Genomic DNA, 12,061 nt, shown 5'->3' on the forward strand with positions numbered 1-12,061 from the left:
TCCATAATAAACGCGTAATGCAGACACATTCACATTCATTATTTGGAGTAAAGTTCGACGATGGCCTGTTCGTTGACCGGAACGTCAATCTCCTCACGATGGGGGAAACGTGTCACTGTACCTGTCAGGTTTGCCTGATCGGCAGTGAGCCATGCAGGCGCAGAGAGTGCATTGCTGCTCTCCTTGAGTTCCTTGAAGAACGCACCGCTGCGGCTCTTCTCGGCAACTTCGATCACATCGCCCTCACGGACGAGTGCAGAGGGGATGTCGACGCGCTTGCCGTTCACGGTGAAATGGCCGTGACGGACGAGCTGGCGTGCCTGGCGGCGCGTATTGGCGAGGCCGAGGCGGAACACGACATTGTCCATGCGGCGCTCAAGGAGGCACAGGAGGTTTTCACCGGTAACACCGGACATCTTCTTTGCCTTCTCATAGTAGCCGCGGAACTGACGCTCAAGGACACCGTAGATGAACTTTGCCTTCTGCTTTTCCTTGAGCTGAAGTCCGTACTCGGACACCTTGCGGTTCGTGCGGCGGAGCTGACGCGTCGACTGGCGCGAACGACCGAGGGTCGCCGGCTCAAGACCGAGGGCACGGCAGCGCTTTAAGACTGGTACTCTATCAATTGCCATGTTGTTTCATCCACCTCCTGTTAGACGCGGCGACGCTTCGGCGGACGGCACCCGTTGTGCGGGATGGGCGTCACGTCTTTAATCATGTTGACTTCGAGGCCCGTTGCCTGCAGCGAGCGGATGGCAGCCTCACGGCCGGCACCCGGCCCCTTGACATAGACCTCGACGGACTTGAGTCCATGCTCCATCGCAGCCTTTGCCGCTGTCTCCGCTGCCATCTGTGCAGCGAACGGCGTGCTCTTGCGCGAGCCGCGGAAGCCGAGACCGCCCGCACTCGCCCACGAGAGGGCATTGCCGCTCTTGTCGGTGAGCGTGACGATCGTATTATTGAACGTCGAGCTGATGTGTGCAACGCCCGACTCTATGTTCTTGCGAACTTTTTTCTTGGAACGTGTTGTTTTCTTAACAGCCACCTCTACGAGCCTCCTTTACTTTTTCTTGCCTGCGACGGCCTTCTTCGGACCCTTGCGCGTGCGCGCATTGTTCTTCGTGTTCTGTCCGCGGACAGGCAGGCCGAGACGGTGGCGGCGGCCACGGTAGCAGCCGATATCAACGAGACGCTTGATGTTCATCTGAATTTCGCGGCGAAGGTCGCCCTCCACCACGGCGTTCTTGTCGATGGCATCACGAAGTCTGACGACTTCATCCTCCGTGAGGTCGCGCGTACGCGTATCGGGGTTCACGTTTGCAGCTGCGAGCAGCTTCTTCGCGGTCGTGAGACCAATGCCGAAGATATACGTCAGCGCAATTTCAATTCTCTTGTCACGGGGCAAATCTACACCGGCAATACGTGCCATAAGTGCACCTCCTTTTATCCTTGTCTTTGTTTATGCTTCGGATTCTCGCAAATGACCATGACACGGCCTTTGCGCTTAATGATCTTGCATTTCTCACAAATCTTCTTGACAGACGGTCTTACCTTCACTGCGCTTGCCTCCTTCCGTCTCCCTACGTGCGCCGGGCATCGGCGGCTGTGCCGCACACCCGAAAACGTCGATCTTATCTATTTTAGCATAAAAACTGTGTCATGACCAGTTTTTCCTGCTTGATCAGCCGAACGCCCTATAATCGGTGCTTCCTTTGTATTACTTAAAGCGATAGGTGATGCGTCCACGGGTCAGATCGTACGGGGTGAGCTCGATGGTCACTTTGTCGCCCGGGAGGATACGGATGAAGTTCATGCGTATTTTTCCGGAAACATGAGCCAGGACAACATGTCCATTCTCAAGTTCGACCTGGAACATCGCATTGGGAAGCTTCTCAACGACTCTTCCCTCTACCTCGATGACATCCTGCTTTGACATACTTCCCTTTCGCTCCTTTACGCATCAAGGACAGCGGCAAGATCTGCCTCAACCTTTGCGATCTCCTGTCTGCCGTCGATCTCCTTGTAGACGCCCGCCTTCTTGTAGTAGTCGATCAGCGGACGCGTCGAGGACTCATAGACGGAAAGACGGTTCTTCATCGTCTCCTCGCTGTCGTCGGCACGCTGATATGTCTCGCCGCCGCAGTCGTCGCAGACTCCCGGGACCTTCGTTGGGTTGAACTTCACATGGTAGGAATGTCCGCAGCTCTTGCAGATGCGGCGTCCGACAGCGCGCTCGATCAGGTCGGCGGCGGGAACGCTGATGTTGAGAACAGCCGTGAGTGCCATCCCGTTGTCCTTCAAAATCTCTGCGAGTGCATCCGCCTGCTCAACGGTGCGCGGGAATCCATCGAGGATGAACCCCTTCTCCTTGCAGTCCGGCTTGCTGAGCCGCTCGCGGACAATGCCGACGGTGACGGAGTCGGGAACAAGCTTCCCGGCATCCATGTAGGACTTTGCCTCTTTGCCGAGGGGAGTTCCCTCTTTCACGGCTTCACGAAACATATCGCCCGTGGAGATGTGAAGAACATTGTAGCGTTTTACAAGGTTCACCGCCTGTGTGCCCTTGCCGGCACCCGGGGGACCCATCAAAATGATCTGCATAGATATCTCCTCTGCACGTTATTTCATAAAGCCTTCGTAATGGCGCATAACGATCATCGACTCAATCTGCTTCATCGTCTGAAGGGCAACGCCCACGACGATGAGGAGTGCCGTACCGCCAAAGTACACGCCCTGGATGTGCGTCGCCTCCGCGATCAAATTCGGCAAAACCGCAATGAACGCGAGGAAGAACGCCCCCGCAAGTGTGATGCGCGTCAGCACATAGTCGAGGTAATCCGCCGTCACCTGACCGGGGCGAAGTCCAGGAACAAAGCCGCCGTATTTTTTGAGGTTATCTGCCATGTCCTGAATCTTCACCGTGACCGATGTGTAGAAATAGGTAAAGAAGATAATCATGAGGACGTAGAGCGTCGTCTGGAGGGGTTTGCCCCACTCGAGATAGGACGCTGCTGTCTTGACCCACGGGATATCGACAAACTGCGCCACAGTAATCGGGAACATGAGCACCGACGAGGCGAAGATGATCGGGATAACGCCCGCCTGATTCACCTTGAACGGAATGTGGCTCGAATGCCCCATCGCCGTACGCCCGCCGACAACGCGCTTGGCATACGTGATCGGGATACGGCGGAAACCGGTCTCAATGTGAATGACGAAGACGATCATCGCCAATGCAATCACGCCAAATGCAAACACGCTGAAGTAGCTGATCGTGCCTGCCTTGACATAGGCGAGGATTGTGCCGATGTTCTTCGGCAGAGCCGCAACGATACCCGCGAAGATGATGAGCGAGATGCCGTTGCCGACACCGTTCGCTGTAATTTGTTCCCCGAGCCACATGAGGAACACCGTCCCTGCCGTCAATGTGATGGCAATGATGAGGATGTTCACGGGGTTCGGGTTGAGAATCGCGGTCTTGAGGCCGATCGACATGCCGATCGCCTGAAAGAAAGCGAGCACTACCGTCAGATACCGTGTGACCTTTGTCGTCTTCTTGTGCCCCTCCGCGCCTTCCTTCGACCACTGCTCGAGCGTCGGTACAACGACATTCAGGAGCTGAATGATGATGGCCGCGTTGATGTAGGGCGTAATGCTCATCGCAAAGACGGAGAACTTGCTGAACGCACCGCCCGAAAAGAGATCGAGCAGGCCGAACAGGGTTCCCTGCGAAAAGAGCTGCTCGATCGCCGTCGGGTCAACCCCCGGCACGGGAATGTGCGTCCCCATGCGGAACACGGCGAACATGATGAGGGTGAATACAATCTTCTGCCGCAGCTCGGGAATCTGAAAGATGTTGCCAAGGGCACTGAGCACCTCAGACCACCTCTACTTTGCCGCCCGCTGCTGCAATTTTCTCCGCGGCGGACTGGGTAAAGCCCTGTGCACGCACGGTGAGGTTCTTGACCGTCAGTTCACCGCCGCCGAGAATACGTACACCGTCACGGACGTTCTTCAGAATCCCCGCCTCGATGAGCGCCACGGGATCCACCGTTGCGCCCTCCTCAAAGCAGTTCAGGCTGCCGACGTTCACCTCGGCAAACGTCTTTGCCCAGACATTCTTAAAGCCGCGCTTCGGCAGACGGCGATAGAGAGGCATCTGGCCGCCCTCAAAGCCGCTGCGGACACCGCCGCCGGAACGGGACTTCTGCCCTTTCATGCCGCGGCAGGACGTCTTGCCCATGCCGGAGCCGATGCCGCGTCCAACGCGCTTGCGTACGGCGCGCGATCCTCCAGCGGGCTGTAATTCATGCAGTTTCATAGATTCTTGCCTCCCCTCTTCAGTCTCTTATCTCTTCCACCGTGATGAGGTGGGAGACTTTGTGAAGTTGTCCACGCACGGCCGGGGTGTCGGGAAGCTCAGTCACGGAATTGCGCTTGCGCAGTCCGAGCGATTTTACCGTTTTGCGCTGCGTCTCAGGACGACCGATCAAGCTGCGCGTCAGGGTAACTCTGACTTTTGCCATGTTCGTTCCTCCTTATCAGCCAAAAATCTCATGAACGGACTTGCCGCGAAGCGCTGCGACCTCTGCAGGGCTCTTCAGCCCGAGAAGTCCTTCCATCGTGGCACGAACCATGTTGTTCGGGTTCGACGAGCCAAGCGACTTCGTGAGAATATCGCGTACGCCCGCAAGTTCCAAAACAGCACGCACAGGGCCGCCGGCAATGACGCCGGTACCTTTTGTGGCAGGCTTCAGGAGGACGCGGCCGGCACCGAAGATGCCCGTAATCTCATGCGGAACCGTACGCTCTTCGCGCAGCGGCACCTCAATGAGGCTCTTCTTGGCATCCTCAACGCCCTTGCGGATCGCTTCGGGCACCTCGGCAGCCTTGCCAAGTCCGACACCGACTTTGCCCTTCTTGTTGCCGACAACAACAAGTGCGCTGAAGGAGGAGCGTCGGCCGCCCTTGACAACCTTCGATACGCGGTTGATGAATACGACACGCTCCTCGAACTCCGGTGTCTCGTTTTCGTTATGTCTAGCCATGCTTTCCCTCCTTTAGAATTTCAGTCCGGCTTCGCGTGCTGCCTCTGCGAGAGCAGCGACGCGGCCATGGTAGATGTAGCCGCCGCGGTCAAAGACGACCTCGGTGATGCCCTTCTCGAGCGCCTTCTTCGCAACAGCGGCACCGATGGCCTTTGCGGCCTCAACGTTGCCGCCGTACTGGGAGAAGCCCTTTTCTTTTGAGCTCGCGGAGACGAGCGTCACGCCCTTTTCATCATCGATGATCTGTGCGTAGATGTTCTTTAGGCTGCGAAATACATTGAGGCGCGGACGTTCTGCCGTCCCTGCAATGTGGTTGCGCACGCGCAGATGGCGCTTTTGGCGCGCCTGATTCTTATCCTGCTTGATAAGCACAGTGTGTCACTCCTCTCCTTCTTATTTCTTGCCCTTCGCGCCGGCTTTGCCTTCCTTGCGGCGGATGTGCTCTCCGGCGTACTTGATGCCCTTGCCCTTGTACGGCTCCGGCTCACGATGCGCGCGGATCTCAGCAGCGACCTGACCGACGGCTTCCTTGCTGATGCCGGAGACCGTGATCACCGTCGCTGAGGGGCACTCGAACGTGATGCCCTCGGGCGGCTCGACGATGACGGGGTGCGAGAAACCGAGCGAGAGGTTCAGATTCTTGCCCTGCTTTGCCGCACGATAGCCGACGCCGCTGATTTCAAGGGTCTTGGTGAAGCCTTCCGAGACGCCGACCACCATGTTGTGGATGAGTGCGCGGGAAAGGCCATGAAGCGACCTGTGCATTTTATCGTCCGAAGGACGGGCGACGGTTACGACGCCGTCCTCGACGGTTATTTTCATATCCGGATGGATCACCCGCGAAAGCTCGCCCTTCGGGCCCTTGACTTTCACGAGATTTTCCGCACCGACCGTGACGGTAACACCGGACGGAATGTGAATCGGTGCTCTTCCAATTCGTGACATTGTTACACCTCCTGTCTGTGCGTTACCATACGAATGCGAGGACTTCGCCGCCGAGTCCGGCTCTGCGGGCATCCTTGTCGCTCATGATCCCCTTCGATGTGGAGATCACGGAGATGCCGAGACCGCCGTAGACGCGCGGAAGCGCATCGTGCTTGGCGTACTGACGAAGTCCGGGCTTGGAGACACGCTTCAGACCGGAAATGACATGCTCACGCTTTGCTCCATACTTCAGCGTGACGGTGAGGACGCCCTGCTTGCCGTCCTCCTGGAAGGTGTAATCCTCGATGAAGCCTTCCTTTTTCAAGACTTCGGCGATTGCCGTCTTGACCTTTGAGCCCGGGATCGCGACACTCTCGTGGTAGACCGAGTTCGCGTTGCGGATGCGGGTCAGCATATCTGCAATAGGATCAGTCATTGCCATGAATCGATATCCTCCTTAAATTACCAGCTTGCCTTCGTTACGCCAGGGATGGCGCCCTTGTAACTCTGCTCACGGAAGCAGATACGGCACATTTCAAACTTGCGGATGTAGCCATGCGGACGTCCGCAGATCTTGCAGCGGTTGTACTTGCGTGTCGAGAACTTCGGCTCTTTGCTCCACTTCTCGATCATTGACTTCTTTGCCACAGTTGTTCCTCCTTGCCCGTCATGCGCGGAACGGCATACCCATGAGACGGAGGAGCTCCTTTGCCTCTTCGTCCGTATGCGCACTCGTAACGATGACGATGTTCATGCCGCGGATCTTGTCGATCTTATCGTAGTCAATCTCGGGGAAAATAAGCTGCTCGCGCAGACCCACGGCGTAGTTGCCGCGCCCGTCGAAAGCCTTCTCGCTGACGCCGCGGAAATCGCGGACACGCGGAAGTGCGACGTTCATGAATTTATCGAGGAACTGATACATGCGCGTACCGCGCAGCGTGACCTTGCAGCCAATCGGCATACCCTCACGAAGCTTCCACGCAGCCAGCGACTTCTTCGCACGCGTGAGCTGGGGCTTCTGTCCCGCGATGGCGGTGAGATCCGTCACGGCGGCGTCAAGTGCCTTCGGATTTCCGACGGCTTCGCCGACGCCCATGTTGATGATGATCTTCTCCACTTTCGGGAGCTGCATAACGTTCTTGTAGCCGAACTTTTCCGTCAGTGCCGGCGCAACTTCCTTCTGATACTTCTCTTTGAGTCTATCCACTTTGCGTATTCCTCCTTTCCTCGAAAATTACTGTTCGATGGGCTCGCCGCACTTCTTGCAGGCACGCACCTTGCGCTCACCGACAATGCGGTGTGCAACGCGCGTTGCCTTGCCGCACGCGGGGCACACGAGCTGCACCTTCGATGCGAAGAGCGGTGCTTCCTTCGTGATGATACCGCCCTGCGGTGCGCTCTGGCTTGGCTTTGTGTGACGTTTTACCTTGTTCACGCCCTCCACGATGACCTTGCCCTTTTTCGGCTGAGCCGCGATGACCTTGCCCTGCTTGCCCTTATCCTTACCGGAAAGAACGACGACCGTATCGCCCTTCTTGACGTTCAGTTTTGCCAGCGACAAAATAACACCTCCTCCTTAAAGAACTTCGGGCGCGAGCGAGACAATCTTCATGAAGTCCTTCTCGCGCAGCTCACGTGCGACCGGTCCAAAAATACGTGTCCCGCGCGGCGTGTGGTCGTCCTTGATGAGAACAGCCGCATTCTCGTCGAAGCGGATATAGGAGCCGTCCGGGCGGCGGAGCCCCTTGACGCTGCGGACGACGACAGCCTTGACAACATCGCCCTTCTTCACCGTACCGCCCGGCGATGCCGCCTTGACGGAGGCGACGATAACATCGCCGATGTTGGCATATTTACGGTATGATCCGCCCAGTACGCGAATGCAGAGGATTTCCTTCGCTCCTGTGTTATCGCCGACATTCAGGATTGTTTCCTGCTGTATCATTGATCTGTTTCCTCCTTACTTCGCGCGCTCGACGATCTCAACCACGCGCCAGCGCTTCGTCTTCGAGAGCGGGCGCGTTTCCATGATGGATACGCGGTCACCGATGTGTGCGTCGTTCTTCTCGTCATGCGCGTGGAACTTCACCGTCTTCTTGACCGGCTTCTTATACATCTTGTGCTGTTCGAGCTCCTCGACAGCCACGACAACGGTCTTGTCCATCTTGTCGGACACGACCTTGCCGACTCTCACTTTGCGTACGTTTCTATCGCTCATGTGTGTATGAGCCTCCTTCCTGCGTATCAATAGAATGTCCGTAACTGATCTTAGGCGTTTGCCTGCTCGCGCTGAATGGTCTTGATGCGGGCAATCGTCTTCTTTACGTCCTTGATACGCATCGGGTTGTCGAGCTGTCCGGTGGCGTGCTGAAAACGGAGGCCAAAGAGCTCTTCCTTGAGCGACGCGAGTTTTTCCGTGAGCTCATCGGCACTCATGCCGCGGATCTCATCAACCTTCATTCACTTCACCGCCCTCTACTTCTTCACGTACGACGAACTTCGTCTTAATCGGGAGTTTGTGTCCTGCGAGGCGCATGGCCTCTGCTGCAACGTCGCGCGACACGCCGTCCATCTCGAAGAGGACGCGGCCCGGCTTGACGACGGCAACCCAGTACTCGGGAGAGCCCTTGCCGGATCCCATGCGGGTCTCTGCCGGCTTCGCTGTAACGGGCTTATCCGGGAAAATCTTGATCCAGACCTTTCCGCCGCGCTTGATGTAACGCGTCATCGCGATACGGGCAGCCTCGATCTGGCGATTTGTAATCCATGCCGGCTCCAGAGCAACGAGGCCGTACTGACCATGGCTGACCGTGTTGCCGCGCTGTGCCTTGCCCTTCATGCGTCCGCGAAACTGCTTGCGGTACTTTACGCGCTTTGGGAGTAACATTACGCCTCGCTCCTTTCCTTACCGTTTTTCGGCTGATTCTTCTTGTCAGGGAGAACTTCCCCCTTGAAGATCCAGACCTTGATTCCGATACGGCCGTAGGTCGTGTGCGCCTCGGCCGTGCCGTAGTCAATGTCTGCACGCAGCGTGTGCAGAGGAATACTCCCCTCGCGATAGGACTCGCGGCGGGCGATTTCCGCACCGCCGAGACGGCCGCTGACGGCGATCTTGATGCCCTTCGCGCCGAGGCGCATCGTGCGTCCGACTGCCTGCTTCATCGCACGGCGGAAGGCAATGCGGCGCTCAAGCTGTGCCGCAATGTTCTCGGCGACAAGCGTCGCGTCGAGATCCGGCTGCTTGATCTCTGCAATATTGATGTCAACGCGCTTATCCGTGAGGTTCTTGAGCCCCTCTTTGATCTGCTCGATGCCCGAGCCGCCGCGCCCGATGACCATGCCCGGCTTTGCCGTATGGATCGTGAGCTTCAGGCGATTCTTGCTGCGCTCCGTCTCCACGCGGGGAACACCTGCGGTCTGGAGGCTCTTCTTGAGGTAGTCGCGAATTTTGATGTCCTCATGCAGATTCTGCGCGAAGTTTTTGTCTGCGTACCAGCGGGCATCCCAGTCCTTGACGATGCCAAGGCGAATGCCATGGGGATTTACTTTCTGACCCAAACTGTTTCCCTCCCTATTCCTTTTCGTTTACGGCAACCGTGATGTGGGACGTGTGCTTCAAAATCTTGAACGCCTGTCCGCGCGAACGCGGATGAATACGCTTCAAGGTCGGCCCCTGGTCAACGAAAGCTGAGGAAATGAACAGTCGGTCCACATCCATGTCGAAGTTGTTCTCCGCGTTTGCCACAGCAGAGCGGAGTACCTTCTCCACGGCGTCCGCGCCGACCTTCGGCGTGAACTTCAGGATGGCAAGAGCGTCAGCAACGCTCTTGCCGCGCACGAGGTTCATCACAATGCGAACCTTGCGCGGTGCGATACGGATGTATTTGGCGGTAGCCTTTACTTCCTGTGCCACGAATCGTCCTCCTCTCTATCAGCGCAGCGAGGTCTTGCGCTCTTCGCCTGCGTGACCCTTGAATGTACGTGTCGGCGCAAATTCGCCGAGTTTATGTCCGACCATGTCCTCCGTCACGTAGACAGGAACGTGCTTGCGTCCGTCATGGACAGCGATCGTGTGCCCGACGAAATCCGGGAAGATCGTGGAGCTGCGCGACCATGTGCGCACAACCTTCTTCTCGTTCTTTTCGTTGAGCGCCTCGATCTTCTTCATCAGGCTCTCTGCGACGAAAGGCCCTTTCTTAATCGATCTTGACAAAGTTTTTCCTCCTTTCGTCGGACTGTAATCAATCCGACGAGGTTCTATCTGCAAGTTGCGGTGTTTAAGTTACCGATTCAGAGGGACGCCCCCCAAAGGGGGCTATCCACAGAGCCGATTACTTCCTACGATGCACAATGAGACGGTTCGACGCCTTCTTCTTACGGCGCGTCTTCTTGCCCATCGCAATCTTGCCCCACTTCGTCATCGGGCTCTTGCGTCCAACCGGCGAACGGCCCTCGCCGCCGCCGTGCGGATGGTCGTTCGGGTTCATCGCGATACCGCGTGTCTCCGGACGGCGTCCGAGCCAGCGGCTGCGGCCTGCCTTTCCGATGGTGATGTTCTCATGCTCGAGGTTGCCGACCTCACCGATCGTCGCACGGCAGTTGACGTGCACGCGGCGAATCTCACCGGACGGCATGCGCAGGAGTGCGTAGTCGCCTTCCTTCGCCATGAGCTGTGCCGACGTGCCCGCACTGCGGACGAGCTGTGCGCCTTTGCCGATCTTCAGCTCAACGGCATGAATGACCGTACCGAGCGGGATGTTCTTCAGCGGGAGTGCGTTGCCCGGCTTGATGTCCGCCTCGGCACCCGACTCCACCACATCGCCGACCTTCAGGCCGTTCGGCGCGAGGATGTAGCGCTTCTCGCCGTCTGCGTAGTTCAGCAGCGCGATGCGTGCACTGCGGTTCGGATCGTACTCGATCGTCGCCACACGGGCGGGGATCCCGTCCTTCATGCGCTTGAAATCAATGATGCGGTAGAGACGCTTGTGTCCGCCGCCGCGATGGCGTACGGTCAGCTTCCCCTGCTGGTTGCGGCCGCCCGTCTTCGTGAGGCGGACAGTCAGGGACTTCTCCGGCTTGTCCGTCGTGATCTCATCGAAGGAAGAGACCGTCATGAAGCGTCTGCCGGCAGAATACGGCTTAAAACTCTTTACTGCCACGTTCATACCTTCCTTTCGTCTCAGCCTTCAAAGAACTCGATGGTCTCACCCGGAGCGAGTTTCACGATGGCCTTCTTGTAGTCGGGGCGCTTGCCCTCGGTACGTCCCATGCGCTTCTTCTTGCCGATGACGTTGACCGTGTTGACCTTTGCGACCTTCACCTTGAAAATCTCCGAGACCGCCTTGGCAATCTCAATTTTATTGGCAGCCTTCGCAACGACGAAGACGTATTTGCCTTCAGCCATGAGCTGCGTTGTCCGCTCCGTGATCAGCGGGCGAACGAGAATATCACGTGCTTCCATTATGCGAATACCTCCTCGATACGGGTGATGGCATCCTTCGTAATGAAGAGCTTGTCGTGATGGAGAATGTCAAAGACATTGATTCCACTTGCTGTGATGGCTTTCACACCCGGAATATTGCTCGTCGAGCGCTCTACGTTCACCGCTTCGTCCGCCGTGATGAAGAGGCTCTTTGCATTCACGCCGAAATCGCTCAGGAGCTTGACCGCTGCCTTCGTCTTCGGTGCACCAAAGTCAAGCTGATCGAGGACGATGAAATCGCCCGTGCGGACCTTGTCCGAGAGCGCACACTTCAAGGCCAGACGGCGCTGCTTGCGCGGCATCGTAAAGCCATACTTCCTCGGGTGCGGTCCAAAGACCGTGCCGCCGCCGACCCACAGCGGGCTGCGCGTCGAACCTGCGCGGGCACGGCCCGTGCCCTTCTGGCGCCATGGCTTGCGTCCGCCGCCGCGCACGAGACCGCGCGTCTTTGTGGCATGGGTGCCGAGGCGCTGCGATGCGAGCTGGAGGACAACCGCCTGATGAAGGAGTCCGGCATTCATTTCGACATTGAAGAACTCGTCGCTGAGGCTGATCTCGCCAACCTGGTTGTGCGACATATCATATACTGCTACATTCGCCATGCTGC

26 protein-coding genes are annotated in these 12,061 nt (G+C 57.4%); all 26 read right to left on the bottom strand.

Annotation, left to right across the window (positions count from 1 at the left end; all coding sequences use genetic code 11):
* Positions 1 to 38 precede the first annotated feature (38 nt).
* The 26 genes from rpsD to rplD all read right to left on the bottom strand — a co-directional run bounded on the left by rpsD (position 39) and on the right by rplD (position 12,056).
* Complete coding sequence (gene rpsD, locus HMPREF0908_RS08860; RefSeq protein WP_006691156.1) at positions 39 to 632, bottom strand: 30S ribosomal protein S4; 594 nt, start codon at positions 630 to 632, stop codon at positions 39 to 41.
* A 20-nt stretch (positions 633 to 652) separates the two neighbouring features.
* Positions 653 to 1,045, bottom strand: coding sequence for a 30S ribosomal protein S11 (rpsK, locus tag HMPREF0908_RS08865; RefSeq protein ID WP_006307536.1), 393 nt, complete (start codon positions 1,043 to 1,045; stop codon positions 653 to 655).
* A 15-nt stretch (positions 1,046 to 1,060) separates the two neighbouring features.
* Positions 1,061 to 1,429, bottom strand: a complete 369-nt coding sequence (gene rpsM / locus HMPREF0908_RS08870) for a 30S ribosomal protein S13 (protein WP_006691157.1) — start codon at positions 1,427 to 1,429, stop codon at positions 1,061 to 1,063.
* Positions 1,430 to 1,443: 14 nt separating this feature from the next.
* Positions 1,444 to 1,557 (bottom strand): 50S ribosomal protein L36, encoded by a 114-nt coding sequence (gene rpmJ / locus HMPREF0908_RS08875; protein WP_006307538.1) that lies wholly within the window; start codon positions 1,555 to 1,557, stop codon positions 1,444 to 1,446.
* A gap of 160 nt (positions 1,558 to 1,717) precedes the next feature.
* Positions 1,718 to 1,936, bottom strand: coding sequence for a translation initiation factor IF-1 (gene infA, locus HMPREF0908_RS08880; protein ID WP_006307539.1), 219 nt, complete (start codon positions 1,934 to 1,936; stop codon positions 1,718 to 1,720).
* Between the two features lie 17 nt (positions 1,937 to 1,953).
* Positions 1,954 to 2,601 carry an adenylate kinase gene (locus tag HMPREF0908_RS08885; protein WP_006691158.1) on the bottom strand — a complete coding sequence of 216 codons (648 nt, stop codon included), beginning with the start codon at positions 2,599 to 2,601 and terminating at the stop codon, positions 1,954 to 1,956.
* Between the two features lie 18 nt (positions 2,602 to 2,619).
* A complete protein-coding gene (gene secY, locus HMPREF0908_RS08890; RefSeq protein WP_006691159.1) occupies positions 2,620 to 3,876 on the bottom strand; it encodes a preprotein translocase subunit SecY in 1,257 nt (418 codons plus the stop codon).
* A gap of 1 nt (position 3,877) precedes the next feature.
* Entirely contained in the window at positions 3,878 to 4,321 is a 444-nt protein-coding gene (gene rplO / locus HMPREF0908_RS08895; RefSeq protein WP_006691160.1) for a 50S ribosomal protein L15, read from the bottom strand.
* A gap of 19 nt (positions 4,322 to 4,340) precedes the next feature.
* The gene (gene rpmD, locus HMPREF0908_RS08900) at positions 4,341 to 4,526 is read right to left on the bottom strand and encodes a 50S ribosomal protein L30 (RefSeq protein ID WP_006691161.1); all 186 of its coding nucleotides are present in this window, start codon (positions 4,524 to 4,526) and stop codon (positions 4,341 to 4,343) included.
* 15 nt (positions 4,527 to 4,541) lie between these two features.
* The gene (gene rpsE, locus HMPREF0908_RS08905) at positions 4,542 to 5,048 is read right to left on the bottom strand and encodes a 30S ribosomal protein S5 (RefSeq protein ID WP_006691162.1); all 507 of its coding nucleotides are present in this window, start codon (positions 5,046 to 5,048) and stop codon (positions 4,542 to 4,544) included.
* Positions 5,049 to 5,060: 12 nt separating this feature from the next.
* A complete protein-coding gene (rplR, locus tag HMPREF0908_RS08910) occupies positions 5,061 to 5,420 on the bottom strand; it encodes a 50S ribosomal protein L18 (protein WP_006691163.1) in 360 nt (119 codons plus the stop codon).
* Between the two features lie 21 nt (positions 5,421 to 5,441).
* On the bottom strand, positions 5,442 to 5,993 hold the full coding sequence (rplF, locus tag HMPREF0908_RS08915) for a 50S ribosomal protein L6 (protein WP_006691164.1): 552 nt from the start codon (positions 5,991 to 5,993) through the stop codon (positions 5,442 to 5,444).
* 22 nt (positions 5,994 to 6,015) lie between these two features.
* Positions 6,016 to 6,414 carry a 30S ribosomal protein S8 gene (rpsH, locus tag HMPREF0908_RS08920; RefSeq protein WP_006691165.1) on the bottom strand — a complete coding sequence of 133 codons (399 nt, stop codon included), beginning with the start codon at positions 6,412 to 6,414 and terminating at the stop codon, positions 6,016 to 6,018.
* A 20-nt stretch (positions 6,415 to 6,434) separates the two neighbouring features.
* Complete coding sequence (locus tag HMPREF0908_RS08925; RefSeq protein ID WP_040572668.1) at positions 6,435 to 6,620, bottom strand: type Z 30S ribosomal protein S14; 186 nt, start codon at positions 6,618 to 6,620, stop codon at positions 6,435 to 6,437.
* A 19-nt stretch (positions 6,621 to 6,639) separates the two neighbouring features.
* A complete protein-coding gene (gene rplE, locus HMPREF0908_RS08930; protein WP_006691167.1) occupies positions 6,640 to 7,179 on the bottom strand; it encodes a 50S ribosomal protein L5 in 540 nt (179 codons plus the stop codon).
* A 27-nt stretch (positions 7,180 to 7,206) separates the two neighbouring features.
* Positions 7,207 to 7,533, bottom strand: coding sequence for a 50S ribosomal protein L24 (gene rplX / locus HMPREF0908_RS08935; protein ID WP_006691168.1), 327 nt, complete (start codon positions 7,531 to 7,533; stop codon positions 7,207 to 7,209).
* A gap of 15 nt (positions 7,534 to 7,548) precedes the next feature.
* Positions 7,549 to 7,917 (bottom strand): 50S ribosomal protein L14, encoded by a 369-nt coding sequence (gene rplN, locus HMPREF0908_RS08940; RefSeq protein ID WP_006691169.1) that lies wholly within the window; start codon positions 7,915 to 7,917, stop codon positions 7,549 to 7,551.
* A 15-nt stretch (positions 7,918 to 7,932) separates the two neighbouring features.
* Positions 7,933 to 8,190, bottom strand: a complete 258-nt coding sequence (gene rpsQ, locus HMPREF0908_RS08945; protein ID WP_006691170.1) for a 30S ribosomal protein S17 — start codon at positions 8,188 to 8,190, stop codon at positions 7,933 to 7,935.
* Between the two features lie 50 nt (positions 8,191 to 8,240).
* Complete coding sequence (rpmC, locus tag HMPREF0908_RS08950) at positions 8,241 to 8,432, bottom strand: 50S ribosomal protein L29 (protein WP_006691171.1); 192 nt, start codon at positions 8,430 to 8,432, stop codon at positions 8,241 to 8,243.
* On the bottom strand, positions 8,422 to 8,859 hold the full coding sequence (gene rplP, locus HMPREF0908_RS08955; RefSeq protein ID WP_006691172.1) for a 50S ribosomal protein L16: 438 nt from the start codon (positions 8,857 to 8,859) through the stop codon (positions 8,422 to 8,424). Before rplP ends, rpmC begins: the two co-directional genes overlap by 11 nt.
* Positions 8,859 to 9,530: a 30S ribosomal protein S3 gene (gene rpsC / locus HMPREF0908_RS08960; protein ID WP_006691173.1), complete on the bottom strand. Its 672-nt coding sequence runs from the start codon at positions 9,528 to 9,530 to the stop codon at positions 8,859 to 8,861. Before rpsC ends, rplP begins: the two co-directional genes overlap by 1 nt.
* Before the next feature lie 13 nt (positions 9,531 to 9,543).
* A complete protein-coding gene (gene rplV / locus HMPREF0908_RS08965) occupies positions 9,544 to 9,885 on the bottom strand; it encodes a 50S ribosomal protein L22 (RefSeq protein ID WP_006691174.1) in 342 nt (113 codons plus the stop codon).
* An 18-nt stretch (positions 9,886 to 9,903) separates the two neighbouring features.
* Complete coding sequence (gene rpsS / locus HMPREF0908_RS08970) at positions 9,904 to 10,185, bottom strand: 30S ribosomal protein S19 (protein ID WP_006695832.1); 282 nt, start codon at positions 10,183 to 10,185, stop codon at positions 9,904 to 9,906.
* A gap of 118 nt (positions 10,186 to 10,303) precedes the next feature.
* Positions 10,304 to 11,131: a 50S ribosomal protein L2 gene (gene rplB / locus HMPREF0908_RS08975; RefSeq protein WP_040572669.1), complete on the bottom strand. Its 828-nt coding sequence runs from the start codon at positions 11,129 to 11,131 to the stop codon at positions 10,304 to 10,306.
* A 20-nt stretch (positions 11,132 to 11,151) separates the two neighbouring features.
* Complete coding sequence (gene rplW / locus HMPREF0908_RS08980) at positions 11,152 to 11,433, bottom strand: 50S ribosomal protein L23 (protein WP_006691177.1); 282 nt, start codon at positions 11,431 to 11,433, stop codon at positions 11,152 to 11,154.
* Positions 11,433 to 12,056 (bottom strand): 50S ribosomal protein L4, encoded by a 624-nt coding sequence (gene rplD, locus HMPREF0908_RS08985; RefSeq protein ID WP_006691178.1) that lies wholly within the window; start codon positions 12,054 to 12,056, stop codon positions 11,433 to 11,435. Before rplD ends, rplW begins: the two co-directional genes overlap by 1 nt.
* Between the last annotated feature and the right edge of the window lie 5 nt (positions 12,057 to 12,061).

Origin of the sequence: Centipeda flueggei ATCC 43531 (assembly GCF_000160695.1) — a bacterium.
GTDB classification, from domain to species: Bacteria; Bacillota; Negativicutes; order Selenomonadales; family Selenomonadaceae; genus Centipeda; species Centipeda flueggei.

Coding starts and splice junctions, on each gene's coding strand:
- rpsD (WP_006691156.1), bottom strand. CDS start 632: ATGGCAATTGATAGAGTACCAGTCTTAAAGCGCTGCCGTGCCCTCGGT.
- rpsM (WP_006691157.1), bottom strand. CDS start 1,429: ATGGCACGTATTGCCGGTGTAGATTTGCCCCGTGACAAGAGAATTGAA.
- infA (WP_006307539.1), bottom strand. CDS start 1,936: ATGTCAAAGCAGGATGTCATCGAGGTAGAGGGAAGAGTCGTTGAGAAG.
- HMPREF0908_RS08885 (WP_006691158.1), bottom strand. CDS start 2,601: ATGCAGATCATTTTGATGGGTCCCCCGGGTGCCGGCAAGGGCACACAG.
- rplO (WP_006691160.1), bottom strand. CDS start 4,321: ATGAAACTGCATGAATTACAGCCCGCTGGAGGATCGCGCGCCGTACGC.
- rpmD (WP_006691161.1), bottom strand. CDS start 4,526: ATGGCAAAAGTCAGAGTTACCCTGACGCGCAGCTTGATCGGTCGTCCT.
- rpsE (WP_006691162.1), bottom strand. CDS start 5,048: ATGGCTAGACATAACGAAAACGAGACACCGGAGTTCGAGGAGCGTGTC.
- rplF (WP_006691164.1), bottom strand. CDS start 5,993: ATGTCACGAATTGGAAGAGCACCGATTCACATTCCGTCCGGTGTTACC.
- rpsH (WP_006691165.1), bottom strand. CDS start 6,414: ATGGCAATGACTGATCCTATTGCAGATATGCTGACCCGCATCCGCAAC.
- rplN (WP_006691169.1), bottom strand. CDS start 7,917: ATGATACAGCAGGAAACAATCCTGAATGTCGGCGATAACACAGGAGCG.
- rpsQ (WP_006691170.1), bottom strand. CDS start 8,190: ATGAGCGATAGAAACGTACGCAAAGTGAGAGTCGGCAAGGTCGTGTCC.
- rpmC (WP_006691171.1), bottom strand. CDS start 8,432: ATGAAGGTTGATGAGATCCGCGGCATGAGTGCCGATGAGCTCACGGAA.
- rplP (WP_006691172.1), bottom strand. CDS start 8,859: ATGTTACTCCCAAAGCGCGTAAAGTACCGCAAGCAGTTTCGCGGACGC.
- rplW (WP_006691177.1), bottom strand. CDS start 11,433: ATGGAAGCACGTGATATTCTCGTTCGCCCGCTGATCACGGAGCGGACA.
- rplD (WP_006691178.1), bottom strand. CDS start 12,056: ATGGCGAATGTAGCAGTATATGATATGTCGCACAACCAGGTTGGCGAG.